This window comes from Mycobacterium spongiae (assembly GCF_018278905.1).
GTDB lineage: Bacteria > Actinomycetota > Actinomycetes > Mycobacteriales > Mycobacteriaceae > Mycobacterium > Mycobacterium spongiae.
This window is the reverse complement of sequence record NZ_CP046600.1, coordinates 921195-945610: the sequence shown is the minus strand read 5'-3', so window position 1 is coordinate 945610 and position 24416 is coordinate 921195. Positions and strand designations below refer to the sequence as shown.

Below are 24416 nucleotides of genomic sequence, written 5' to 3'. Positions count from 1 at the left end.
TCGAGCCATCGACGTTGCGGCAATGTCGGAGACGGTCAGAGGAGTACATCGTGTCGAGCGTTGAGGTTGCGACCCTGACAGCTGCGGTCCTGGCGATCGCCGGGTTGACGTGGTACTTCTTTGCGCCGCGCCGCGCCCACGCCGCCGCGATCGACCATGGGGTGCAGCGGGTGCAGGTGACGGTCCGGGGCGGCTACAGCCCCCGCGTCGTCGAAGTGCGCCAGGGCATTCCCGTCGAGATCGAGTTCGACCGACAGGAATCCGGTGATTGCAGCTCACGGGTGATCTTCCCGGAACATCAGCTGTCCGCGGCGCTGCCCGCCCATCAGCGCACGACCGTAAGGTTCACCCCGCACGAGGCGGGGTCCTTCGGATTTACCTGCAGCATGAACATGATCAGCGGCACGCTCCTCGTGACCCCCAACGGCGCCGAGGCAGGGTCGGCCGCACCCGAGGGACCCAACGCCGCCGAGCAGGAGGCAACCGACGTCGGCGCCGAGCCGGCCGCCGCGGATGTGGAAGCTGCGCAGGCCGACGAGCGGCGCAGCGAGATCGCCGATCTGACCCGTCGAGTGGTGATCGGCGCAGTCCTCACCGCCCCGGTGCTGTATGCGGTGATGACAGAACCATGGGGCACCAGGTGGGTGCCGGCGCTATTGCTCAACAATTGGGTGCAGTTGGCCCTGATCACCCCGGTGATGCTCTACGTCGGATGGCCAATCCATCGTTCCGGCTGGCTGGCCCTGGCTCATCGGAGCGCCGACATGAACAGCCTCATCACCCTCGGAACGGTCGCCGCCTATGGATACAGCCTGCTCGCTACGGTCGCCGCCGACGCCCTGCCGCCCGAAGTGCGAGACGTGTATTACGAAGCCGTCGGGGTGATCCTGACTTTGATCATGCTGGGCCGGCTGCTGGAGTCCCGCGCCAAGGCGGGCACCGGCGAAGCCATCCGCGCCCTGCTCGGCTTGCAGGCCCGCACTGCCCGAGTCCTGCGTGACGGCGCCGAAGTCGAAGTCCCCGTCGATGAGGTCGCCGTCGACGACGAAATCGTGATCCGGCCAGGAGAGAAAATCCCCGTCGACGCCACCGTCATGTCCGGACAATCCGCGGTCGACGAGTCCATGGTGACTGGCGAATCCATCCCGGTCACCAAATACCCAGGCGACACCGTCATCGGCGCGACCGTGAACACCACCGGGTCGTTGCGGGTGCGGGCCGCCAAGGTCGGAGCCGACACCATGCTCGCCCAAATCATCCGCATGGTGCAGCAGGCGCAGGCATCCCGAGCCCCGATTCAGCGGCTCGCCGACGCGATTTCCGCCTACTTCGTGCCGGTCGTCATCGCCATCGCCATCGCCAGCTTCGCGATCTGGTTCGTCGCCGGCCCGACACCCGCGTTGACGCAGGCCTTGGTATCGGCCGTAGCGGTGTTGATCATCGCCTGCCCCTGCGCCCTGGGTCTGGCCACACCCCTGTCGATCATGGTCGGCACCGGCAAAGGCGCCCGCGCGGGCATCCTGATCCGCTCGGCCGAAGCCCTCGAAACCGCACACAAACTCGACACCATCGTTCTGGACAAGACCGGCACCATCACTGCCGGCAAGCCGGCACTCACCGACGTCCAGGTGACCGGGACACTTCCGGAAAAAGAACTGCTCACCCTGGTAGCTGCCGCCGAATCCGACAGCGAACACCCCATCGCCAGTGCTGTGGTCGCAGGCGCCCGAGATCGCGGCATCGACATACCCGCTGCGACAGAGTTCGAGTCCCTGACCGGCAAAGGGGTCCGGGCCACTATTTCCGGCCACTCGGTGCTGGTGGGCACCGCAACGTTGTTGGCCGAAAACGGCGTCGACACAGCCGAACTCGAGCACCTCAGCGCCGATCTCGCGGGCGCTGGCAAAACGCCGATCCTCGCCGCCGTCGACGGCGAACCAGCGGGGGCACTCGCCGTCGCCGATACCGTCAAGGACGACTCGGTCGCGGCGATCGCAGCCCTGCGCAAGCTGGGCCTCCAGGTCGTGATGATCACCGGCGACAACGCCCGAACCGCCGCCGCGATCGCCCGGCAGGTCGGGGTGGAGCGGGTGCTCGCCGAAGTCCTGCCCGACCACAAAGCCGACGAGATCCGACGGCTGCAAGCCGAGGGACGGCGCGTCGGCATGGTCGGCGACGGAATTAACGACGCACCCGCCCTCGCCCACGCCGATGTCGGACTGGCGATCGGCACCGGCACCGACGTGGCCATCGAAGCCGCTGACATCACCCTGATTTCGGGGTCGCTGGCCGGAGTGGTCACCGCCATCAGCTTGTCCCGCGCCACCATGCGCAACATTCGGCAGAACCTGTTCTTTGCCTTGATCTACAACGCCGTCGGCATCCCGCTTGCGGCCGGGGTCCTGTATCCGCTGATCGGGCTGCGGCTCTCGCCGATGATCGCAGCCGCCGCGATGGCGCTGTCGTCGCTGTCGGTGGTGGGCAATGCCAACCGCCTTCGCCGCTACCGTGTTGAACCGCTGCCTGAAGCCGAACCGTCCGCCGTCGAGCCCCAGGTGGAAACCGGTACCGCCCAACACGAACTGGTGACTCCGTCGCCGTAGACTCCGAGCGGTACGGCAGGCCTCGGCCCGAGGACAAAGTGCCGGCGTCGACCCCGAGCCGCAGGCTCGGGTGCGGCGGCCGGACGCGGGGCAGGTGTGCAGGACTCAGTGGGCGGAGCGCACGTCTGGGTCCCAGATGGTGATCTCGCGTGCGGGACGTCGCCCGACCGGCGCCAGGGCGTCGCCGTCGCGGGGTGCCCATCCCACCCGGATGAGGGTTTGCGGGTACGCCTCTCCGTCGAAGACCTCACAGGCCAGCGTCAGCCGATCACGGGTGTTCTGCAGCGGCTCCGTCAGTGGGCATGTCGCCAATCCCACCGACGTGGCCGACAGAACCAGTCGGCTGAGCGTCTCGCCGGCGCGCAGCCGGTCGAGATCGCTGTCGGTGTCGGTGCCCAGCACCATCATCGCGGCGTCGTCGGCAGGCGGCCCCCCCGCACCGCGGGGCCCCTTGCCGTACCGAAGCATGACCGAGCCGTCGTCAGCTCGGACCCACCGAATTTTGGGAACCACACCCAGCCTCACGGCAGCGCGCGCCGCTTGGATGTAGAACCACTCCAACGTGCCGGCCGGAATCGCTCTCGTGTCGTAGCGGCGGCGGTCGGCCCGTCGTCGTGGGATGGCCGCCGACAGTTCGACGCTGTCCTGACTGGCTGGCGATTCCACCACTTCGATCAGAGCCAGATATCTGGCGTCGTCAGAATCCGGCAACCGGCGGACCCGGGGAGACCAACCCGCTGCGGCCAGCGCCACCACGCAATGATCGAGTACGGCGCCGCAGCTAAGAAGGACATCGCGGCGGGCGAAATCGCTGTCATCGAGTTGACGACCCCAGTCGGCGTAGAGACCTACCCCATCACCGCCCACCCGCCACCGCCAGGGCTGCGAATTCCGGGCCGACGGCGCGGCCGCGGCCATGTCCAGCACGGCCTCGAGCGTGGCGGTATCGGGGAGCGAACTCACCAGGTTGCTCACCTCCACCAAGGATGGGTCGCATGGAACCCCCGAGGAAAGTGTAGTTGGGCGGCTCAGGTCCACACCGCCGATAGGAACCAGCCAGCCCGGCGTGAGGGACCGCTCATCCTCATCTCCCCCAGCGCTCACGTCGGCGCGGCATTCTGACAATGATCGCGAAATACGCGTTGCCTAGACGAAAGGACCACAGATCGTGAAACGACCAGCAACCTGGAAGGTTGTCACCGTCGGTGCCGCCCTGACCGGCCTCGGCGTCCTGGGCGCTGGGACCGCGGTGGCGCAGCCACCTGAACAATCATCGCGGGAGGACTCGCAAACGTGTTGCGTCCACGTCCGTGGCGATGACGATGGCCGCCTTGGCGGCAAAGACGCGTCCCCGGAGGACTCGCGGCTACTCGGGCTACTCCCCCGCCGGTAGGCGCCGACCCGACGCCCGCCACCTGTCAACACGGTGGCGGGCGTCGCTCAACACGGTTGTGAAGGCGCCGAATAGCCGCTGAACTGCCACGATACTGGTGGCAGGTACAGGATTCGAACCTGTGTAGGCATACGCCGACGGATTTACAGTCCGCTCCCATTGGCCGCTCGGGCAACCTGCCGCCTAGCAGGGTACAACGAGCGGGTAGACAGAGCACAAACGGCTATTACCGATGAGAAGGGACGGATCGAATGGCGGACTCATCGTTCGACATTGTGAGCAAGGTCGACCGGCAGGAAGTCGACAATGCGCTCAACCAGGCTGCCAAGGAGTTGGCGACGCGCTTCGATTTCCGTGGGACCGACACCAGCATCGCGTGGAAGGGCGAGGAGGGCGTGGAGCTGACGTCCTCGACCGAAGAGCGGGTCAAGGCTGCCGTCGATGTCTTCAAGGAGAAATTGATCCGCCGCGACATCTCGATGAAGGCGTTCGACGTCGGCGAGCCACAAGCCTCCGGCAAGACCTACAAGGTCGCCGGGACCCTGAAACAGGGCATCAGCAGCGAAAATGCGAAGAAGATCACCAAGCTCGTCCGCGACGAGGGCCCGAAGAACGTCAAGACCCAGATCCAGGGCGACGAGGTGCGGGTAACCAGCAAAAAACGTGACGACCTGCAAGCCGTCATCTCAATGCTGAAGAAGGCCGATCTTGACGTCGCGCTGCAGTTCGTCAACTACCGGTAGCCGCGCCAGCGTGACGTCACTGCGAAATCGCGCGTCCGTTCTCGCAGTGACGTCACGCTCGGCAAGCATTCAGACCTACTCTGGTGACGGATCCCAGAAGTCAAGCGAGGTTCTCAGATGACGGCAACTCCCGAGCAATCCGCCGACCAAATCCCAGCCGACTCCGACCCCCACATCGAGTATGTGGATGTCCTCATCGTCGGTGCCGGCATCTCGGGACTAGGCGCCGCCTATCGGATCATCCAGCGCAACCCCCAGCTGACCTACACCATCCTGGAGCGTCGTGAGCGGATCGGCGGCACGTGGGATCTGTTCCGGTACCCGGGCGTGCGCTCCGACAGCAGCATCTTCACGCTGTCCTTTCCGTTCGAACCGTGGACCCGCGAAGAAGGCGTCGCCGACGGCGCCCACATCCGCGAGTACCTCACCGACATGGCCCACAAGTACGGCATCGACCGCCACATCCGGTTCCACTGCTACGTTCGCGAGGCGGACTGGGATTCGACCACCGATACCTGGACCGTGGTGTTCGAGCAAGACGGTGTACGCAAGCGCTGCCGCAGCCGGTTCGTGTTTTTCGGCAGCGGCTATTACAACTACGACGAGGGCTACACCCCCGACTTGCCCGGTATCGACCAATTCGGCGGTACTGTCGTGCATCCGCAGCATTGGCCGGAGGACCTCGACCACAGTGGCAAGAACGTCGTCGTGATCGGCAGTGGTGCCACCGCCGTGACGCTCATCCCGGCGCTGGCCGAGCGGGCGAACAGGGTAACCATGCTGCAGCGCTCTCCGACCTACCTCGTCTCGGCGTCCAAGTACAGCACGTTCGCGGCTGTCGTTCGTAAAGTGTTGCCCCGCCGGGCCGCCCACGTGGTCGTCCGCATGTACAACGCGTTGATCGAGGCGGTCGTCTGGTTCGTGGCCCGCAAGCTACCGCGGCTGATGAAGCGGCTGCTGCGGCGTACGGCGATCAACAACCTGCCCGCTGGCTACGACGTCGACACCCACTTCAAGCCCCGGTACAACCCGTGGGATCAAAGGTTGTGCCTGATCCCCGACGCCGATCTGTATTGCGCCGTCGCCGAGGGCCGCGCGGATGTCGTCACCGACCATATTGACCATTTCGACGCCACCGGTATCGTCCTCGAGTCCGGTGGTCACCTGGATGCGGACATCATCGTGACAGCCACCGGCCTGCAGCTGCAGGCGCTTGGCGGCGCCACGATCAGCCTCGACGGCGCCCAGATCAATCCGCGGGATCGCTTCGTGTACAAGGCGCACATGCTCGAAGACGTGCCGAACCTGTTCTGGTGCATCGGCTATACGAACGCGTCCTGGACGCTGCGCGCCGACATGACCGCCCGGGCAACGTCAAAGTTATTGGCGCACATGGATTCTCATGGCTATACTCACGCCTACCCACACCGCGGCAACGAGCCGATGGTCGAGAAGCCGACGTGGGATCTCCAGGCCGGCTATGTGAAGCGGTCCGTGCACGCACTACCGAGGTCGGGCACCAAACGGCCCTGGAATGTCCGGCAGAACTACTTCGCCGACGCCATCGACTACCGGTTCGACCGCATTGAGGAGTCGATGGTGTTCGGCCGCGCCGTCGACCGGGCACCACTGGCGGGATAGGCGCCCAACAACGACGCGACCCCCCGGAACCGCTTCTCAATGTCGAGTGCCGGCAATACGCTGATCCCATGGCAGCAGCTCAACGCGAACCCACGGTCGTTGTCCTCGGCGGCGGTTCCTGGGGCACGACCGTGGCATCAATTTGCGCACGCCGGGGGCCGACACTGCAATGGGTGCGTTCAGAGGCAACCGCCAGCGACATCAACGAGAACCATCACAACAGCCGCTACCTGGGCACGGATGTTCACCTCAGTCAGAGTCTGCGCGCCACCACCGACTTCGCCGAAGCCGCCAACTGCGCCGACGTTGTCGTCATGGGCGTGCCCTCCCACGGTTTCCGGGGTGTGCTGACCGAACTGAGCAAAGAACTGCGGCCCTGGGTGCCGGTGGTGTCCCTGGTCAAGGGGCTCGAGCAAGGCACGAACATGCGGATGTCGCAGATTATCGAGGAAATACTCCCCGGCCACCCGGCCGGCATCCTGGCCGGCCCGAACATCGCCCGCGAGGTGGCCGAGGGATATGCGGCAGCCGCGGTGCTGGCAATGCCGGACCAATATCTGGCAACCCGGCTGGCAGCGTTGTTCCGTACCCGGCGCTTCCGCGTCTATACCACCGACGATGTGGTCGGCGTCGAGATGGCCGGCGCGCTGAAGAACGTCTTCGCCATCGCGGTCGGAATGGGTTATTCGTTAGGCATCGGCGAAAACACCCGCGCGCTGGTGATTGCGCGCTCGCTGCGTGAAATGACCAAGTTAGGTGTCGCAATGGGTGGGAACACCGATACGTTCCCTGGATTGGCGGGTCTCGGCGACCTGATCGTTACCTGTACCAGCCAGCGCAGCCGCAATCGTCATGTGGGTGAACAGCTCGGAGCAGGCAAGCGCATCGATGAGATCATCGCGTCGATGAACCAGGTCGCCGAGGGCGTCAAGGCAGCTAGCGTGATCATGGAGTTCGCGGACGAATTTGGGCTCAACATGCCGATCGCACGCGAAGTCGACGCAGTAATCAATCACGGTGCGACGGTCGAACAGGCCTACCGTGGCTTAGCCGCCGAAGTACCCGGACACGAGGTTCACGGCTCAGGGTTCTAACGGTAGCGTGGGCGCCCATAGCACTGAAATCTGCGATGGATATGAGAGCGGCCCATGGCTTGACCCGGTTTGGCGGCACCAATACTGTCGGGGCAGTAACCAGGCTCCACCCCACAACCTGGGGCGACGGTATTTTCCTGCGCGCCAATAGTTACCAGCGCAAACCACGGCAATGCGGGCGGCGTGTCGGACCGTCCCGCGATGACTAAGCGAGGGAATCACCGATGCCCGGCAGCGAACCAGGCGGCAGTCAAGCCCGCGAGCACGATCCACCAGCGTCTCTAGCTCGCCACCTACGATCGGTCGTCCAGCACGACCTACCGGCGTCGATCGTGGTTTTTCTGGTGGCACTGCCACTATCGGTGGGGATCGCGATCGCGTCGGACGCACCGGTGCTCTCCGGGCTGATCGCGGCAGCAGTCGGAGGCATCGTCGCTGGATTCATCGGCGGGGCGCCACTGGCGGTCAGTGGTCCGGCGAACGGGATGATGGTGATCACCGTCGGCCTCGTCGCCCAGTTCGGTTGGCGAGTCACGTGTTTGATCACGGTCGCGGCGGGCGTTTTGCAGCTGATTTTCGGGCTCAGCCGGATTGCGCGAGCGGTGCTGGCGATCTCACCCGTCGTCGTGCACGCGATGCTGGCCGGCATCGGCATCACGATCGCATTGCAACAGACGCACGTGTTGCTGGGCGGGTCGTCCAAGAGCACGTCCTGGCGTAACGTCGTTGAGCTTCCCGGACAGATCATGAACGCGCATGGCGGCAACACTGCTCTCGGCCTGACGGTGATCGCCATACTGATCGCGTGGCGGTGGGTCCCGAAGCGGGTGGCACGAATACCTGGCCCCCTGGTCGCCATCGTCGTGGCAACCACCATCTCGGTGGTGTTCCCCTTCGATGTGGCCCGGATCAAGCTTCAAGGGTCGCTGGTAGACGCGTTCCAGCTGCCGGGGCTTCCCGACGGAGATTGGGGCGCCGTCGCGATCAGCGTGGTCACGGTCGCTCTCATCACTAGCGTCGAGGGTCTCTTGTCAGCGGTTTCGATCGACAGGTTGCATGACGGGACACCCACCAACCTCGACCGCGAGCTGGCCGGACAGGGCGTCGCCAACATGACATCCGGGATGATCGGCGGACTTCCGATCGCCGCCGCGATCGTTCGCAGCTCGGCCAACATCCAGGCAGGCGCCAAGAGCCGCGCCTCAACAATCCTGCACGGTGTGTGGATCCTGGTCTTCACCCTGGTATTCGCAGGGTTGATCGAACAGATCCCCACCGCGGCGCTAGCCGGCCTGCTCGTTTTCGTCGGCATTAGGCTGCTGCAGCCGGCCCATGTGGAAACCGCCATGCGCAACGGGGACTTGGCTGTCTATCTGGTCACCATCGTCGCCGTCATCTTCCTCAATCTCATGAAGGGTGTACTGATCGGACTCGCCCTGGCCATCGCGCTCACCGCATGGCGGGTGATGTGGACCAGGATCCACGCCGAGCATGCCGATGACCAGTGGCACGTGGTCGTCGAAGGAACGTGTACCTTCCTTTCGCTGCCCAAGCTGACGCGGGTGTTGGCATCCATTCCCGCAGGCGAGAAGGTCACGCTCATCATGTCGGTCATCTACCTCGATCACGCTGCGCACGAGGCGATTGCCGATTGGCAACGGCACTATCGCGCTACCGGAGGGACGGTTCACATCCACGGTGGAATCCATACGGGCCACCGTGCTCGCCGGGCGATGGACGACCTCGTCGAGCCGCAAGAACCTGAAGCGGCTGCTTAGTTAGCGAGGAATTCGAACTACGGCTACGAGAAATTCAAGCTGAGGCTAGATTATCGCTGCCCACGTGCGGTAATACGCCGCGTACGGGGTTGTTGGCGGTGTCGCCGCGAAAATATTTGTGTTTGCTATGTGCGCGGCGCGTGCGGTTGCCGTTGCCGAACCGCATCAATACCGTCGAACGGGTCGTCAGGCATTCCGGCTTAGAGCAAGATGGCTGGGAACAAACGCAATAGCCTGAACGCCACCGAGTTACACCAACGTTGCGCAGCGCAGCTGGGGCGGGATCATCAAGAAGGCCGTTGCTCAACCCTCGTAGGGGAACCATTGATGCCAGACACCGACCGGCTCAGCACACCGAGCCCTCATCAGGTCGATCAGAGCCCGGCGGTGCGGCGGACCGATCGGCTGCGATCGCTCATCCGGCACGACTTGCCTTCGTCGCTGGTCGTTTTTCTCGTCGCACTACCTCTGTCGGTGGGGATCGCGATCGCCTCAGACGCGCCCGTGCTCGCCGGGCTGATCGCCGCGATCGTCGGCGGGATCGTCGGCGGGGCACTGGGTGGATCGGCACTGCAGGTCAGTGGCCCCGCGGCGGGGCTAACGATCGTCGTCGCCGATCTTATCGCCGAGTTCGGTTGGGGAATAACCTGTTTCATCACCGTCATGGCCGGCGTCGTGCAGCTGCTATTGGGGCTCAGTCGCGTTGCGCGAGCGGTGCTGGCCATGTCACCGGTGGTGGTGCACGCGATGCTGGCCGGCATCGGGATCACTATCGCACTTCAACAAACTCACGTCTTACTGGGTGGAGAGTCCCACAGCTCGGCGTGGGCCGACGTCATCGAGCTGCCTGCACAAATCGTCGGCGCCCACAAGCCAGGGGTCTTTCTGGGCCTGCTCGTCATCGCCATCATGGGCGCGTGGCGTTGGGCACCGCCGAGGTTGGCTCCCATTCCCGGTCCGTTGGTTGCCATCGTGGTGGCGACCGTTGTCTCGGTGGTATTTCCGTTCCAGGTGTCACGGATCGCGCTCGAGGGTTCGGTCGTGGACGCGCTGCAGTTGCCGGCCATTCCGCACGGCAATTGGGGCGCCGTCGCGATCGGCGTCATCACGGTCACCCTTGTCGCCAGCGTCCAGAGTCTGCTGACTGCGGTCGCGACTGACCGGATGCATAGTGGACCACGGACCGAACTCAACCGGGAGTTGATCGGGCAGGGCGCTTCGAACATCGTGTCGGGAGCGATCGGGGGGCTACCCATCGCCGGTGTCATTGTGCGCAGTTCAGCGAATCTGAGGGCAGGAGCGAAAACCCGCGCCGCAACGATCTTGCACGGCTTCTGGGTTCTACTGTTCGCCCTCCCCTTCGCGGGCTTGATCGACCAGATTCCCTACGCCGCACTCGCGGGCCTGCTCGTCGTCATCGGGCTGAAGCTGCTGCGGCCCGCGTACATCGAGACCGCCCTGCGAAGCGGGGATTTCGCCATCTACCTGGTGACCGTACTCGCCGTCGTCTTCCTCAGTCTCCTCCATGGGGTGATGATCGGGTTGGCCCTGGCGGTGGCGATGACCGGCTGGCGCGTCATGCGGGCCAGGGTGGAGGCCCATCCCGTGGACGACGAATGGCGCGTGGTCGTCGAAGGGGTATGCACCTTTCTCACCCTGCCCCGACTTACGCGCGTGCTGGCTTCGGTCCCGGAAAGCGCCACCGTCACGCTTCATATCGCGGTGACCTACCTCGATCACGCCGCACACCAGGCGATTACCGACTGGCAACGGCGGCACCGCACCCGTGGGGGCACAGTGCGGGTTCACGGTGTTCTGGAGCGCGGCCACCGGTCTCGTCGCGGAGCCGTCGACCGTATCAAGCCCGACCCCGAACCAGCTGCCTAGTGCCCTCACGGCGGCCCGTCCCAGCGGCCCGTCTCAGCCCCGCGCCATCGCCTCCAGCCGGCGAATCCGGTCCTCGATGGGCGGATGCGTCGAAAACAGCGACCCGATCCGCTCACCGGCACGGAATGGGTTGGCGATCATCAGGTGGGCCTGGCTGGCCAGCTGCGGCTCTGGCGGCAGCGGCGCCATCTGCACGCCGCCGGAGATCTTGCGCAACGCCGACGCCAGCGCCAAGGGATCGCCGGTCAGGACGGCGCCCGATTCGTCGGCCTGATATTCCCGGGACCGTGACACGGCCATCCGCACCACCGTCGCCGCTATCGGACCCAGCAACGCGACGAGCAATAGGGCGAAGGGATTGCCGTTGTCCCGGTTGCCCCCGAACAGACCGGCGAACATAGCCATGTTGGCCAGCGCGGTGATCACTGACGCCAACGCGCCCGCCACACACGAAATCAGGATGTCACGGTTGTAGACATGGGACAGTTCGTGGCCCAGCACGGCACGTAACTCCCGCTCGCTGAGGATGCCGAGGATGCCGGTGGTGCAGCACACCGCGGCATTGCGCGGGTTGCGGCCGGTAGCGAACGCGTTGGGCGCGGTCGTGTCGCTGATGTATAGCCGCGGCATCGGCTGGTGAGCGCTGGTCGCCAACTCGCGCACGATCCGATACATCACCGGTGCTTGCAGCTCGGACACCGGCTGCGCGCGCATCGCCCGCAAGGCCAGCTTGTCGCTGTTGAAGTAGACATAGACGTTCATCCCAACGGCAAACAGCGCCGCCAGGACTAGGGCGGTCCGGCCGAACAACGCGCCGACGGCCACGATCATCGTGGACATACCGACCAACAGCAGGAAGGTCTTGAGCCTGTTGGCGTGCGGATGCCAGGTCATCAGTATGTGTCCTCCTAGGAACACCCAGCTCGGGGGATAGCTGCTGATTCAACGCACGACACGGCTCTGCGGGTTCCGAGGGCCGCCCTAGCCGTGTCGCTTGACGGTGTAATCGACCAGTGCCGCTAAGGCGCGCTGGCCGGCACCGTCCGGCAACAGCGCCAGCTCACGGCGCGCCTCGGCCGCGTACTGCGCCACGACATCCTTCGCTTTGGCCATGCCGGGCGAGGCCCGCAATAGCGTCAGCGCCTCATGGACGTCTGATTCGTCGTGGACCGGTCCGGCCAGCAACACGCGCAGTCGCGCGCTGTCCGCACCCGGTTCGGCCAGCGCATAGAGCATCGGCAGGGTGTGCACCCCCTCACGCACATCGGTGCCGGGCAGCTTGCCGGACTCGTCGGAGTCGCTGTCGATGTCGATGATGTCGTCGGCGATCTGAAACGCCGTGCCTACAATGCCGCCGAGACGACTTAGCCGCTCAATTTGATCGCTGTCGGCGCCGGAGAACATCCCGCCGAACCGGCCTGCGGCTTGAATCAGGCAGCCCGTCTTCTCATCGACCACCTTCAGATACTGCTCGATCGCGTCCGCTCCCTCGGGTGTGCCGCGCATCTCGCGCATCTGGCCGGTTACCAGCTCGGCGAACGTGTCGGCGACTATCCGGACGGCTTCAGGCCCTAGCCGTGATACCAATCGGGACGCCGTGGCCAGGAGGTAGTCGCCGGCCAGAATCGCGACGTTGTTGCCCCAGCGCGCGTTGGCGCTGGGTGCCCCGCGGCGGACTTCCGCCTCGTCCATCACGTCGTCGTGGTAGAGCGTCGCAAGGTGGATCAGCTCGATCACGGCGCCGGCGAGCGTCACTTCGGGATTGTCCGGATGTGGCCCGGTATGCCCGGCCAACACCGTGAACAGCGGGCGGAACCGTTTGCCGCCGGCCTTGAACAAGTGCAGCAACGAATCCGTCATCACCTCGTCAGCGCTGCGCAGCTCGGCATCCATGAGCTGTTCGATTCGCGCGAGATCGGCACGCACCGTCGCGGCGAAGTGGGCGTCGCCGAAGTCGATGCCCGCAACCACCGTCTGCGGGGTTTCCATCCGACCAACATACTGGTGATCGTGCAGACCAGAGCCGACGTGGTAGTTGTGGGTGCCGGACCGGCCGGATCGGCGGCGGCCGCCTGGGCCGCCCGCGCGGGCCGCGACGTGCTGGTCATCGACTCAGCCACCTTCCCGCGCGACAAGGCCTGTGGTGACGGGCTGACGCCGCGTGCGGTCATCGAGCTGGAGAGGCTGGGCCTCGGCGAGTGGCTGGCAGGCCGCATCCGGCACCGCGGATTGCGAATGAGCGGCTACGGCGGCCACGTCGATGTGGACTGGCCAGGCCCGTCGTTTCCTGCCCATGGTAGTGCCGTCGCCCGACTCGAGTTGGACGACCGGATTCGCAAGGTCGCCGAGGACTGCGGCGCGCGCATGCTGCTGGGGGCAAAAGCCGTTGCTGTCCATCATGACTCGTCGAGGCGGGTGGTATCGGTGACATTGGCCGACGGCACCGAAGTGAGCTGCCGGCGGCTGATCGTGGCTGACGGAGCCCGCTCCTCGCTGGGCCGCAAACTCGGGCGGCGATGGCACCAGGAAACGGTGTACGGCGTCGCCGCGCGGGGATATTTGACGACGGCCCACGACGACGACCCCTGGTTGACGTCGCACCTGGAGCTGCGCTCCCCCGACGGGGCGGTGTTGCCTGGCTATGGCTGGATCTTCCCGCTGGGCAACGGCGAGGTGAACATCGGCATCGGGGCATTGTCAACGTCGAAACGGCGGGCGGATCTGGCGCTGCGCCCACTGATGTCCTATTACACCGACCTGCGGCGCGACGAGTGGGGCTTCACCGGCGAACCGCGCGCGGTGTCCTCGGCGCTGTTGCCGATGGGCGGTGCGGTTTCCGGGGTGGCCGGGCCGAACTGGATGCTGATCGGCGATGCCGCAGCCTGCGTCAACCCGCTCAACGGGGAAGGCATCGACTACGGGCTCGAGACCGGACGGCTGGCCGCCGAGCTCCTGGACTCTCGTGATCTGACGCGGCTGTGGCCGTCGCAGTTGCGGGATCACTACGGCCGCGGTTTTTCCGTGGCGCGCAGGCTGGCGCTGCTACTCACCTTCCAGCGTTTCCTACCGGCGACCGGACCCGTCGCGATGCGCTCCACGGCGCTGATGACGATCGCGGTGCGAGTGATGGCGAACCTGGTCACCGACGATGACGCCGACTGGGTAGCGCGGCTGTGGCGCGCCGGCGGACGGGCGTCACGGCTGATCGACCGCCGACCGCCATTCAGCTAGGCCGACGACCGATCGCAGTGCGTTCTTCATCCCAGCACCAGGCCGCGGCCGCTCGCTGCTCTCGGCCCATCGGTCTGGGATCGCGCAGTCGAGGCGTATAGTCCGGCTAATGAAGGCACGACAGCTGGCTATTACCGCGGCCATGGCGATCGCCGCCGCCGGCCTGGCGGCGCCGGCACACGCCGACGACTACGATGCCCCATTCAACGACACCCTGCATGGCTACGGGATCTACGGCCCGCAAGACTACAACGCGTGGCTCGCCAAGATCAGCTGCGAACGGCTGATCCGTGGGGTTGACGGGGACGCTCACAAGTCAGCGACGTTCTTGCAGCGCAACCTGCCCAAGGGAACCACACAGGGACAGTCCTTGCAGTTCCTTGGAGCGGCGATCGACCACTACTGCCCCGACCAGATCGGGGTTCTCCAACGGGCCGGTAGCCGCTAACCCGTCGACTTGGCCCGCCTGAGGGGCTTGTAGCCGGCATGCAACGCCACGATGCCGCCGGTGAGGTTGCGCCACCGCACTGCTGACCACCCGGCTCCGGCTATCTGGCGCGCCAGCGTCGTCTGGTCCGGCCATGCCCTGATCGACTCCGCGAGGTAGACGTAAGCGTCAGGATTGCTGGATACCGCCCGCGCCACCCGCGGCAACGCCTGCATCAGGTATTCCTTATAGAGGGTGGCGAACAACGCGCTTGTGGGCGTGGCGAACTCGCACACCACCAACCGACCGCCGGGCCTGGTGACGCGCGCCATTTCACGCAGGGCAGCCGGAAAGTCGGCTACGTTGCGCAACCCGAAGCTGATGGTTACCGCGTCGAATACCTCGTCGTCAAACGGCAGCCGAGTGGCGTCGCCGGCGACTTTGGGCACATGTCGTGCACCGCCCGCGGCGAGCATCCCGACAGAGAAATCGACAGCCACAGACCACGCTCCGGACCTTGCGAGCTCCACCGTGGAGACCGCGGTACCGGCCGCAAGGTCCAGTACCTTGTCGCCCGGACCAATCCGGAGCGCCGATCGGGTGGCACGCCGCCAGTACCTGTCCTGGCCCAACGACAGCACGGTGTTGGTCAGGTCATAGCGACGCGCGACGCCATCGAACATCGCCGCGACGTCCCGGGGATCCTTGTCCAGGGCCGCGCGACTCACGACCCAGACGCTACCTGCCTCAGGCCGCTCGAACCCGCCGACTCCCCAGCACCGCTTCGTAGTGGCCGAGCAGCTCATCGCAGATCACAGACCAGCGCCGGCCAAGAACGCTGCGCCGGGCGGCGAGCGAGTAGCGATGCCGTTCGGCCAGCAGGTGGGCGACCGCGGCGGGCAACCGGGCCTCGAACTCGGCAACCGGCAAGAGCAGCCCGCTACGTTGGGGGATCACGAGATCGCGCGGGCCGCCGGCGTCGGGGGCAATCACCGGCAGCCCCGACGCCAGCGCTTCCTGCACGACTTGACAAAACGTCTCGTGTTCACCGGTATGCACGAAAACGTCCATACTGGAATAGGCCGCGGCGAGCTCCCTACCGTATAGTGCGCCGGTGAATACCGCTGTGGGCATTGCGGATTGAAGCTTCGCCTGGTCCAGCCCATCCCCGACTATCACGACCTGTACCGCGTCGTTGGCAGCGAGGACCGCGAGGCGATCGACGTGTTTCTCCGGGGCCAGCCGGCCGACAAAGCCTACGATCGGCTTGCCATCGGGTGACCATTGACGCCGCAGTGCCGCGTCCCGCGCCGACGGCGCGAAACCGAACAAGTCGACTCCGCGCGCCCATCGGTGCACTCGCGGGATATTTTGGGCAACAAGAGCTTCCATGGTCGCCGACGACGGCACGAGAGTGCGGTCCGCGAGGCCGTGCAGGTGGCGGAACCATGCCCACGCTGCCCGCGTCGCCATCGGAATGCCGTAGCTCGACGCGAAACCCGGGACGTCGGTTTGGTATACCGCGACGGTGGGTACCCGCAACCGGCGCGCGGCCCGCAACGCCCCGTAGCCCAGCAACGCGGGTGACGCGAGATGCACCACGTCCGGATCGAATCCGCGTAATACGCCGACCAATCGAGGCAACGGGACCCCTAGTGGCAACGTGGTGACTTTCGGGAACATTCGAGACGGCACGCGATGCACCCGGATACCGTTATGCAGTCGCTCCGCGCGAGGTTGTCCAGGCGGCGTGTCGGGTGCGATGACCAGCGCCTCGTGACCATTGCCACGCAGATGTTCGAGCACCCGGACGACCGAGTTGCTCACGCCGTTTACATAGGGAAGAAACGACTCGGCGACAACAACAACCCGCACACTCGCCAAGCTGTCAGCGGCGGCTGTCGGGAAGGTTGCCAGCGGACGTACGCGACACGAAATCTGTTCTCGGAGCTCACCTAGCGCCCCGGCCTGCTCGAACGCTGCGCGAACCGCTGTCAGCCGGCCGGTGTCAGCCGCGGCTGGCAGGCTCCGATTGGCCGGTCACGCTCACTGACTCGGCACGCCTGTTCAACCGTTTGTCCAGGACTGCCAGACCGACCAGCGCGACGGTGGCAGACAGCCAGGCCACCACAGCGATGGACCCCGCCGGGATGATGGCCAGCCCGGCATTACGGTGCTGCACCCGGACGAGGTCGGGATCATTCTTGTTGTACTCGACGTAAATCCGCATGCCGGTGGCCAGTTCGGAGGGATACAGCACACCGAGTTCGGGGCGATAGGTGATGCGCTCGGGCGTGACGAACTCGATGGTTGAGCGTCGCGGCCCCGCGCTGAGCACCCGCGCCTGCGCGACTCCCATGTTGTGCTGGATCGCCAGGTCGTTGCGCCAGGCTCCCGCTACCAGCAATAACGACTGCAGGGTGACCAGACAGGTCACAATCAGGATCGTGATTCGCACCCACCGCACGACGATCCGCGCACGTGTCTGCGGCAGTTCTTCGGTCGTGCCGTGGACGAGAATTCGCAGGATCGACTTCGGCGATATCACGCGGTCCTCATCAAGGTCCTCACAAGGCCGCCTTGATCGCGGCATGCAATTGTCGCAAGGAGGATCGGTCCGCTTTGACCTCCAGCACCCGCATGCCGGTAAATGGCTCGTCGAGAGCCGTTTCCAGCTCCTCGACCTCGATCTGGCGGCTATCGACATGGTAGGCACGACACAGGGCTCCCACATCGACGTCGTGCGGGGTACCGAAGACCCGCGATGACACGTCCGAGAACCGCGGGTCGCCCTGTTCGAGCAGTTCAAAAATGCCGCCGCCGTTGTCGTTGGATACCACGATTGTCAGCCGCTGCGGCGTCGGCTCGGTGGGCCCGATCAGCAGCCCGGAACTGTCGTGCACGAAAGTGAGGTCGCCGATCAGCGCGATGGTCCGGGGCGGGCCGTCCGGGCGGGCGATGCCCTCACCGGGCGCCATAGCGGCCCCCTCGTGGGCCATCTCGTGAGCCATCTCGTGGGCCATGGCTACACCGACCGCGGTGGACACGGTGCCATCGATGCCGGCGACGCCACGGTTGGATCGCACGCGGATGCCAGCAGTGTTCAAACCGGCCAGGGCCACGTCTCGAACCGGATTGGAGGCCCCGAGCACCAACTGGTCGCCGGGCCGCACCGCATCGACCACAGCCGCTGCGACGTGCAGGCCGGTGGTCAACGGGTGCTCGGTGAGCTGCTCCCGCACCGCCGTGACCGCGTGGCGGTTCATCTGGTCGCAGCGGTGCAGCCATGCGGGGTTCGGCGCCCCCGTGGTAACCGCCCGGGTGCCGGTGGCCTGCGAGTTGCCCGAGACGTCCGGCCAGCGTGGCCCGGTCGTGAGCGCGTACACCGGCACATTCGGATCGGCCAGCAACGCCGACACCGGACGGTGCAGGGTCGGTCGGCCCAGCATGATGACCTGCTGCGGCCGCAGCAAGGGCAGCGCCAGTGGATGTAACGGGTGTGGCCGCGACTGCCCGCACAATGCCGTCGGCTCGGCGACCGTGGGCAAGCCCGCCAGGTTGGGGTGCGCGCCCGCACCGTGTCCGGCAATGACGACGGTGTCTGGCGTGAGATCGATGTCCAGGGGCTGGTCGAAGGTGACCGGCGGCGTGTATGTCCACGGTGTGCCGTCGGGTCTACCGGGCGGGGCAGCGGCGCCGACGGGTTGCGGATCCGGCACCAGCGGTTCGCGCAGCGGGATGTCGAAATGCACCGGGCCGGCATTGGCGCTGCGAAAACCGGTGGCTGCGACCAACACTCGGCACGTCGCCGATCGCCAAGTCGCGTTGAGCTCGGCCATCCGCTCTCCAGCGTCCTCGGCCAGGCCCAGGCTGATCGTGGCGCGCACCTGAGAGCCGAAGTAGCCCAGCTGCTCCATGGTCTGATTGGCCCCGGTGCCCAGCAGCTCGTAGGGCCGGTTGGCCGAGAGCACGATCAGCGGCACTCGAGCGTAGTTCGCCTCGACCACGGCCGGGCCCAAGTTGGCCACCGCGGTGCCCGACGTCATCGCTATGCAGACCGGCGCGCCGGCCCCGATGGCCAGCCCGATGGCCAAGTAGCCGGCGGTGCGTTCGTCGATGCGAACGTGCAACCGAATCCGGCCGGATCGGTCGGCGTCGTGTAGCGCGAATGCCAACGGCGCGTTCCGGGAACCGGGGCACAACACCACGTCGCGGACGCCGCCGCGGATCAGCTCGTCAACGACGACTCGGGCCTGTGTCGTCGAGGGGTTCACCAGTACAGGGTGTCACAACCGGCCATCACGGCCGGCTGCGCTGCCATATCAGCCATATCAGCCATATCAGCGCCGCCGCGCGAGCGATCCGTTTCGGGTTCGCCTAGGCCTTCGCGCTAGGCCTTCGTGCCGGCGAAGAACTTCAGGATCGCCGCATTCACGGCTTCCGGCCGCTCGAAGAAACCCAGATGACCGGCATCCGGGATCTGCAGGTAGCGACCGTTGGGCAGCGCATCGGCGACCTCGCGCCCCAGGTACGGCGGGGTCACAACATCGTCGGCGAACCCGAGCACCAGGACCGGCGCGGCAACGTTTCGGTAGGCCGGCAAGCGGTTGTCCCGCGGCGCTACGTCCAGTTGACAGCGCAGTCCTGGGGTCTGCTTGATCGGCCACATGCGAAACATCTCGATCCAGTCACCGACAGCCGCGTCATCGTTGAGCGTCTTGCGGGAGAAGTTTTCCAACAACCGCACTTTCGCGTCATATGTGGATGGCAGCTCGATGTCGGACTCAAAGAGTTCGGCTTCCGCTTCACCGAAGAAATGCCGGGCACGGTCCAAGCGACCGCGAGTAGCCATCAGCACCGCCGAGCTGACCAACTCGGGCCGGACGACCATGAGTTCCTGGGCGATGAAAGCGCCCATCGACACAGCGACGATGCGAGCCGGACCGATGCCCAGGGATTCGATCAGCGCGACGGTGTCGGCGACCATGGTTTGGGTCGTGAAACCTTCGGCGTTTTCGGTCGCGCCGATGCCGCGGTTGTCGAAGGTAACGCACCGGTATCCGGCCGCCAGGAACGCCGGGACCTGATGCGGTTGCCACGTGCGTCCGGCGCCACCGCGACCGGCGATGAAGAGAACGGGCTCGCCGGTCCCCTTGTCGTCGTAAGCCAGGTTGATCACCCGAACGACGGTACAAGCAGCGGATAGCAGGTCTTGACCCGGTCGATCCACCATTGCCGCCGTCCTTGGGTGGCACTCAGTGCCGCCAGCCGCGCGGGGTCCGGCATCGCGGGCACGACCGGCAGAAATCCGTCCACAGCCGCGGTGGACTCCGAGTTCGAGGTGACATCGTCGATGAACAGCCCGCCGGTGCCCAGTCCGCAGGCGTATCGGAGTTCAGGTAGGGCGGCGGCGGCGGTGAGCCCGGCGGCGATCCCGACGGCCGAATCGAGTGCGCTGGAGACCACCACCGGGATATCAATGCGTGAAGCGATCTCGAGCAAAGCCCGGACACCACCCAGCGGAGCGACCTTGAGCACCGCGATATCGGCGGCCTCGGCACACACCACGGCTAGTGGGTCGGCAGCCTTGCGGATGCTTTCATCGGCAGCGATCGGCACGTCAATGCGCCGGCGCAGCTCAGCAAGCTCGTCGACGGTCGCACACGGCTGTTCGAGGTATTCGAGCGGACCGTCGGCAGTGAGAGCGGCGGTCGCGGCCACAGCCTGTTCGACACTCCAGCCGCCGTTGGCGTCCACTCGGACGATCGGCACCGTTTCCCGCACGACGTTGACCCGATCCACGTCGTCAGCGAGGTTCTGTCCTGGCTCGGCGACCTTTACCTTGGCGGTACGGGCACCAGGAAACCGGGCCAGCACCCCGCCCACCCGGTCGGCGCCGACCGCCGGCACGGTGGCGTTGATGGGGACCCGGTCACGTCGCAACGGGGGCGGGTCGCGGTAGGCGGCTTCGATCCCCGACGCCAACCACGCCGACGCTTCCGCGGGCTCATACTCCACGAACGCGCTGAACTCGCCCCACCCCGCCGGGCCGTCAATCAGGGCAATCTCGCGGGTGGTGATGCCGCGGAAACGCACCCGCATCGGAAGTGCCACAACATGCAAGCGGTCCAGCAGGTCGTCGAGAGTGGGCAACTCGGGTATCACGTGGAGTAAACCTGACGACCCGCCAAGAACGTCGCACACACCTCGAGGTCGGCGATCTCCTCGGGAGGCACCGTCCGCGGGTCTGCCGACAGCACCACCATGTCGGCGTACTTGCCGACCTCCAACGAGCCGATCACGTCGTCGGCAAACAGTTGCCAGGCGGCGTCGATGGTCTGTGCCCGGATCGCCTGCTCGACCGTCAACCGCTCCTCCGGGGCCAGCACCCGCCCGCTGGGTGCTACCCGGGTCGCGGCCACACTGATGTTGCGCAGTGGTTCTTCCGGTGTGACCGGTGGGTCGTTGTGCAAGGAAATGCGCATGCCCGCGGCGACTGCCGACCCTGCCGGCATCCAGCGGGACCCGCGCTCGGGCCCGAACAGGCCGTCGACGACAACGTCACCCCAGTAGTGAATCTGGTCGACGAAGATGCTGCAGGTGACGCCAAGCTCGGCGGCCCGCCGAAGTTGCTCCGGTTGGATAGCGCCGACGTGTTCGAGTCGCAATCGGTGATCGTCGCGCGGATGTCGACGCAGCGCCTCTTCGTACACGTCGAGGATGGTGTCGACGCCGGCGTCGCCGTGCACGTGACAGGCAATCGGCCACCCCAATGGAAAGTACGCGCCGACGATCTCTGCCAGCTGTTCACGCGTGTAGTTGGCGTGCCCGCAAGATCCCGGCGGCACACCGATAGTGCGGGTGGCCGCGGTGTCCAAGTACGGAAATGTCAGATCAATGTTGCCGATCCAGGGAGAGCCGTCCACCCAGATTTTGATGCCCACCTGGCGCAGCATGTCATCGCCCTCACCCGGCGTCGCGTCGGTGGACAGATGCGCATTGGAAATCTCGTAGGTACGCAGCCGGACCGTGAGCTCACCGCGGAGCCCTTCGACCAAGGGCCGAAACCCCGGATCGAACGCCATCTCCGAACATGTAGTGAGCCCGGCGCGGTTGAGCCGGGCACACTCGGCAACCAACATTGCCGGATAGTCGCTGGGATCGGCTGCCTCCGTCAGCAGCGGGATCACCGCGCCAGTTTCTTCGGCAGTGCCGTCGAGTTCACCATCGGCGTCGCGGCCGTACTTGGCGCCCTTGGGATCGGGTGTGTCGCGGTCGAGACCACTCCGTCGGGCGGCCGCCGAGTTGAAGTAGGCCTTGTGCCCGGAGTTGTGGAAGATCACCAGAGGACCATCGGGCGCAATGGTGTCGAGCCAGGTCAGCGTCGGCTCCGGAAGCCCGTTTTGCAGTAGTGGATCCCAGCCGAGGGCGTAGGCGCCGGCGGGCCCCCGCTTGGCCGCCTCGGCACCGATAGCTTCGACGACAGCAGCGGCGTCGCGGATCGTCACCGGGCGAATGTCCACGATTCGGTCCGAAAGCACGAGAGCTTCCAGCAACGGATGACCGTGCGCCTCAACGAATCCCGGCATGACGCAGCCGGAACCCAGGTCTATGGTGCGGGTAGCCTCGCCAACGAGACCGGCGATGTCAGCTTGGTCGCCGACGGCGATGATCCTGCCGTCGGCGACGGCGATCGCTTCGGCCGTTGGCCGGGCCTCGTTGACGGTAAGCACAGTTCCGGTGATAACAACGTCCGCATCGTGCGCATCGGCCATGTGTCTCTCCTATGTCAAACCGCTCCCGGTTGGCAAGCCTAGATTCGGATTGGGTGGTCACGGTCTCGGCCGCCCGCTGCTTGACATCATCACCGGGCCACCGCGGGGGATTTCAACTGCTCAGCGCCCAAAACCACGGACACGGCAGAAACCGAATTGCAACACGTTCTAGTCTTGCACTATGACTGACGAGCTGTTGCGCAATCCGACCCACAACGGCCACCTGCTGGTGGGCGCCCTCAAGCGCCACAAGAACAAGCCGGTGCTGTTCCTCGGCGACACCACGCTGACCGGCGGTCAGCTGGCCGACCGGATCAGCCAGTACATCCAGGCGTTCGAGGCGCTGGGCGCCGGCACCGGGGTCGCGGTCGGTTTGCTGTCGCTCAACCGTCCCGAAGTGCTGATGATCATTGGCGCCGGCCAGGCCCGGGGTTTCCGACGCACCGCGCTGCACCCGCTGGGTTCGCTGGACGATCACGCGTATGTGCTGTCCGATGCCGGCATCAGTTCCTTGGTTATCGACCCCAACCCGATGTTCGTCGAGCGCGCGTTGGGGTTGTTGGAAAAGGTCGACTCGCTCAAACAGATTCTGACGATCGGCCCGGTGCCCGATTCGCTGCAGGATGTGGCTGTCGATCTGGCGGCCGAAGCGGCTAAGTATCAGCCACAGCCGCTGGTCGCCGCCGATCTGCCGCCGGAGCAGATCATCGGCCTGACCTACACCGGCGGCACCACCGGCAAACCCAAGGGGGTGATGGGCACCGCGCAATCGATCTCCACGATGACCTCAATCCAGCTGGCCGAGTGGGAGTGGCCGGCCAACCCCCGGTTCTTGATGTGCACGCCGCTCTCACATGCCGGTGCGGCGTTTTTCACCCCCACTTTGATCAAAGGCGGCGAGATGATCGTGCTGGCCAAGTTTGATCCCGCCGAGGTGCTCAAAGTGATTGAAGATCAACGCATTACGGCGACGATGTTGGTGCCGTCGATGTTGTATGCGCTGATGGACCACCCGGATTCGCACACCCGGGACCTGTCATCGCTGCAGACCGTGTACTACGGCGCCTCGGCGATCAACCCGGTGCGGCTGGCCGAGGCGATTCGCCGGTTCGGTCCGATCTTCGCCCAGTATTACGGGCAGTCCGAAGCGCCGATGGTGATCACCTATCTCGCCAAGACGGACCACGACGACAAACGACTGACCTCATGCGGGCGGCCCACTCTCTTCGCGCGCGTCGCGTTGCTCGGCGAGGATGGCCAGCCGGTGCCACTGGGCGAGCCGGGCGAAATCTGTGTCGGTGGGCCGCTGCTGGCTGGCGGTTACTGGAACTTACCTGACGAGACGTCGCAGACCTTTAAAGACGGATGGCTGCACACCGGCGACATGGCCCGGGAAGACGAGGACGGCTTCTACTACATCGTCGACCGAGTCAAGGACATGATTGTCACTGGCGGATTCAACGTGTTCCCGCGCGAAGTCGAAGACGTCGTCGCCGAACATGCCGCCGTTGCCCAAGTGTGCGTGGTGGGTGCCCCGGACGAGAAATGGGGCGAGGCTGTCACCGCGGTGGTGGTGCTGCGCTCCGACGCGGCGCGCGATGATGCGTCCATTGAGGCCATGACCGCCGAGATCCAGGCCGCGGTCAAGGAACGCAAGGGCTCGGTACAGTCGCCCAAGCGTGTGGTCGTCGTCGACTCGCTACCGTTGACCGGTTTGGGCAAGCCAGACAAGAAGGCCGTCCGGGCACGGTTTTGGGAGGGCTCCGGCCGCGCCGTGGGGTGACCGCCCGCCGAGCGTGACGCCACAGCCACATTTGCGACCCAACGTGACGGTGGCGTCACAA

The 24416-nt window shown here is 65.6% G+C and carries 20 protein-coding genes and 1 tRNA gene; 10 read left to right on the top strand and 11 right to left on the bottom strand.

Annotation, left to right across the window (positions count from 1 at the left end; translation table 11 throughout):
* Nucleotides 1-50: 50 nt before the first annotated feature.
* Nucleotides 51-2603, top strand: coding sequence for a heavy metal translocating P-type ATPase (locus tag F6B93_RS03750; RefSeq protein WP_211697802.1), 2553 nt, complete (start codon nt 51-53; stop codon nt 2601-2603).
* Between the two features lie 105 nt (nt 2604-2708).
* Here the strand turns inward: F6B93_RS03750 and F6B93_RS03745 are convergent, their stop codons facing one another.
* Nucleotides 2709-3578 carry a nitroreductase family protein gene (locus tag F6B93_RS03745; protein ID WP_246540991.1) on the bottom strand — a complete coding sequence of 290 codons (870 nt, stop codon included), beginning with the start codon at nt 3576-3578 and terminating at the stop codon, nt 2709-2711.
* A gap of 193 nt (nt 3579-3771) precedes the next feature.
* Between F6B93_RS03745 and F6B93_RS03740 the strand changes: the two genes are divergently transcribed.
* Entirely contained in the window at nt 3772-3996 is a 225-nt protein-coding gene (locus F6B93_RS03740; protein WP_211697801.1) for a hypothetical protein, read from the top strand.
* 95 nt (nt 3997-4091) lie between these two features.
* Here F6B93_RS03740 and F6B93_RS03735 read toward each other — a convergent pair.
* Nucleotides 4092-4177 (bottom strand) — tRNA-Tyr (locus F6B93_RS03735).
* A 70-nt stretch (nt 4178-4247) separates the two neighbouring features.
* Here F6B93_RS03735 and F6B93_RS03730 point away from each other — a divergent pair.
* The 5 genes from F6B93_RS03730 to F6B93_RS03710 all read left to right on the top strand — a co-directional run bounded on the left by F6B93_RS03730 (nt 4248) and on the right by F6B93_RS03710 (nt 11139).
* Nucleotides 4248-4739, top strand: coding sequence for a YajQ family cyclic di-GMP-binding protein (locus F6B93_RS03730; protein ID WP_211697800.1), 492 nt, complete (start codon nt 4248-4250; stop codon nt 4737-4739).
* Nucleotides 4740-4856: 117 nt separating this feature from the next.
* Nucleotides 4857-6380, top strand: coding sequence for a flavin-containing monooxygenase (locus F6B93_RS03725; protein WP_211697799.1), 1524 nt, complete (start codon nt 4857-4859; stop codon nt 6378-6380).
* Between the two features lie 68 nt (nt 6381-6448).
* Nucleotides 6449-7474 (top strand): NAD(P)H-dependent glycerol-3-phosphate dehydrogenase, encoded by a 1026-nt coding sequence (locus tag F6B93_RS03720; RefSeq protein ID WP_211697798.1) that lies wholly within the window; start codon nt 6449-6451, stop codon nt 7472-7474.
* A 224-nt stretch (nt 7475-7698) separates the two neighbouring features.
* Nucleotides 7699-9252 (top strand): SulP family inorganic anion transporter, encoded by a 1554-nt coding sequence (locus F6B93_RS03715; RefSeq protein WP_211697797.1) that lies wholly within the window; start codon nt 7699-7701, stop codon nt 9250-9252.
* A 327-nt stretch (nt 9253-9579) separates the two neighbouring features.
* Nucleotides 9580-11139, top strand: a complete 1560-nt coding sequence (locus tag F6B93_RS03710; RefSeq protein WP_211697796.1) for a SulP family inorganic anion transporter — start codon at nt 9580-9582, stop codon at nt 11137-11139.
* A 33-nt stretch (nt 11140-11172) separates the two neighbouring features.
* On the opposite strand, the gene htpX is transcribed toward F6B93_RS03710, so the two are convergent.
* Nucleotides 11173-12033: a zinc metalloprotease HtpX gene (gene htpX, locus F6B93_RS03705; protein ID WP_211697795.1), complete on the bottom strand. Its 861-nt coding sequence runs from the start codon at nt 12031-12033 to the stop codon at nt 11173-11175.
* An 87-nt stretch (nt 12034-12120) separates the two neighbouring features.
* On the bottom strand, nt 12121-13128 hold the full coding sequence (gene grcC1 / locus F6B93_RS03700; protein ID WP_211697794.1) for a nonaprenyl/(2E,6E)-farnesyl/geranylgeranyl diphosphat synthase: 1008 nt from the start codon (nt 13126-13128) through the stop codon (nt 12121-12123).
* A 21-nt stretch (nt 13129-13149) separates the two neighbouring features.
* On the opposite strand from grcC1, the gene menJ reads away from it, so the two are divergent.
* Together menJ and F6B93_RS03690 are read left to right on the top strand one after the other, a co-directional pair.
* Nucleotides 13150-14370 (top strand): menaquinone reductase, encoded by a 1221-nt coding sequence (gene menJ, locus F6B93_RS03695; RefSeq protein WP_211697793.1) that lies wholly within the window; start codon nt 13150-13152, stop codon nt 14368-14370.
* 109 nt (nt 14371-14479) lie between these two features.
* A complete protein-coding gene (locus F6B93_RS03690) occupies nt 14480-14818 on the top strand; it encodes a DUF732 domain-containing protein (protein ID WP_211697792.1) in 339 nt (112 codons plus the stop codon).
* Here the strand turns inward: F6B93_RS03690 and F6B93_RS03685 are convergent.
* The 7 genes from F6B93_RS03685 to F6B93_RS03655 form a co-directional block, all read right to left on the bottom strand.
* Complete coding sequence (locus F6B93_RS03685; protein ID WP_211697791.1) at nt 14815-15525, bottom strand: demethylmenaquinone methyltransferase; 711 nt, start codon at nt 15523-15525, stop codon at nt 14815-14817. The genes F6B93_RS03690 and F6B93_RS03685 overlap by 4 nt on opposite strands.
* A gap of 19 nt (nt 15526-15544) precedes the next feature.
* Nucleotides 15545-16672 carry a glycosyltransferase family 4 protein gene (locus F6B93_RS03680; RefSeq protein ID WP_211697790.1) on the bottom strand — a complete coding sequence of 376 codons (1128 nt, stop codon included), beginning with the start codon at nt 16670-16672 and terminating at the stop codon, nt 15545-15547.
* Nucleotides 16673-16805: 133 nt separating this feature from the next.
* Nucleotides 16806-17345 carry a DUF3592 domain-containing protein gene (locus tag F6B93_RS03675; RefSeq protein ID WP_211697789.1) on the bottom strand — a complete coding sequence of 180 codons (540 nt, stop codon included), beginning with the start codon at nt 17343-17345 and terminating at the stop codon, nt 16806-16808.
* A 19-nt stretch (nt 17346-17364) separates the two neighbouring features.
* Nucleotides 17365-19071: a 2-succinyl-5-enolpyruvyl-6-hydroxy-3-cyclohexene-1-carboxylic-acid synthase gene (gene menD, locus F6B93_RS03670; RefSeq protein WP_211697788.1), complete on the bottom strand. Its 1707-nt coding sequence runs from the start codon at nt 19069-19071 to the stop codon at nt 17365-17367.
* A gap of 116 nt (nt 19072-19187) precedes the next feature.
* A complete protein-coding gene (locus F6B93_RS03665; RefSeq protein ID WP_211697787.1) occupies nt 19188-19976 on the bottom strand; it encodes an alpha/beta fold hydrolase in 789 nt (262 codons plus the stop codon).
* Complete coding sequence (locus tag F6B93_RS03660; RefSeq protein WP_211697786.1) at nt 19973-20962, bottom strand: o-succinylbenzoate synthase; 990 nt, start codon at nt 20960-20962, stop codon at nt 19973-19975. The genes F6B93_RS03665 and F6B93_RS03660 overlap by 4 nt, the downstream gene beginning before the upstream one ends.
* Nucleotides 20959-22572 carry an amidohydrolase gene (locus F6B93_RS03655; protein WP_211697785.1) on the bottom strand — a complete coding sequence of 538 codons (1614 nt, stop codon included), beginning with the start codon at nt 22570-22572 and terminating at the stop codon, nt 20959-20961. The genes F6B93_RS03660 and F6B93_RS03655 overlap by 4 nt, the downstream gene beginning before the upstream one ends.
* A gap of 181 nt (nt 22573-22753) precedes the next feature.
* Here F6B93_RS03655 and fadD8 point away from each other — a divergent pair, with 181 nt between their 5' ends.
* Nucleotides 22754-24355 (top strand): fatty-acid--CoA ligase FadD8, encoded by a 1602-nt coding sequence (gene fadD8, locus F6B93_RS03650; RefSeq protein WP_211697784.1) that lies wholly within the window; start codon nt 22754-22756, stop codon nt 24353-24355.
* Nucleotides 24356-24416 lie beyond the last annotated feature (61 nt).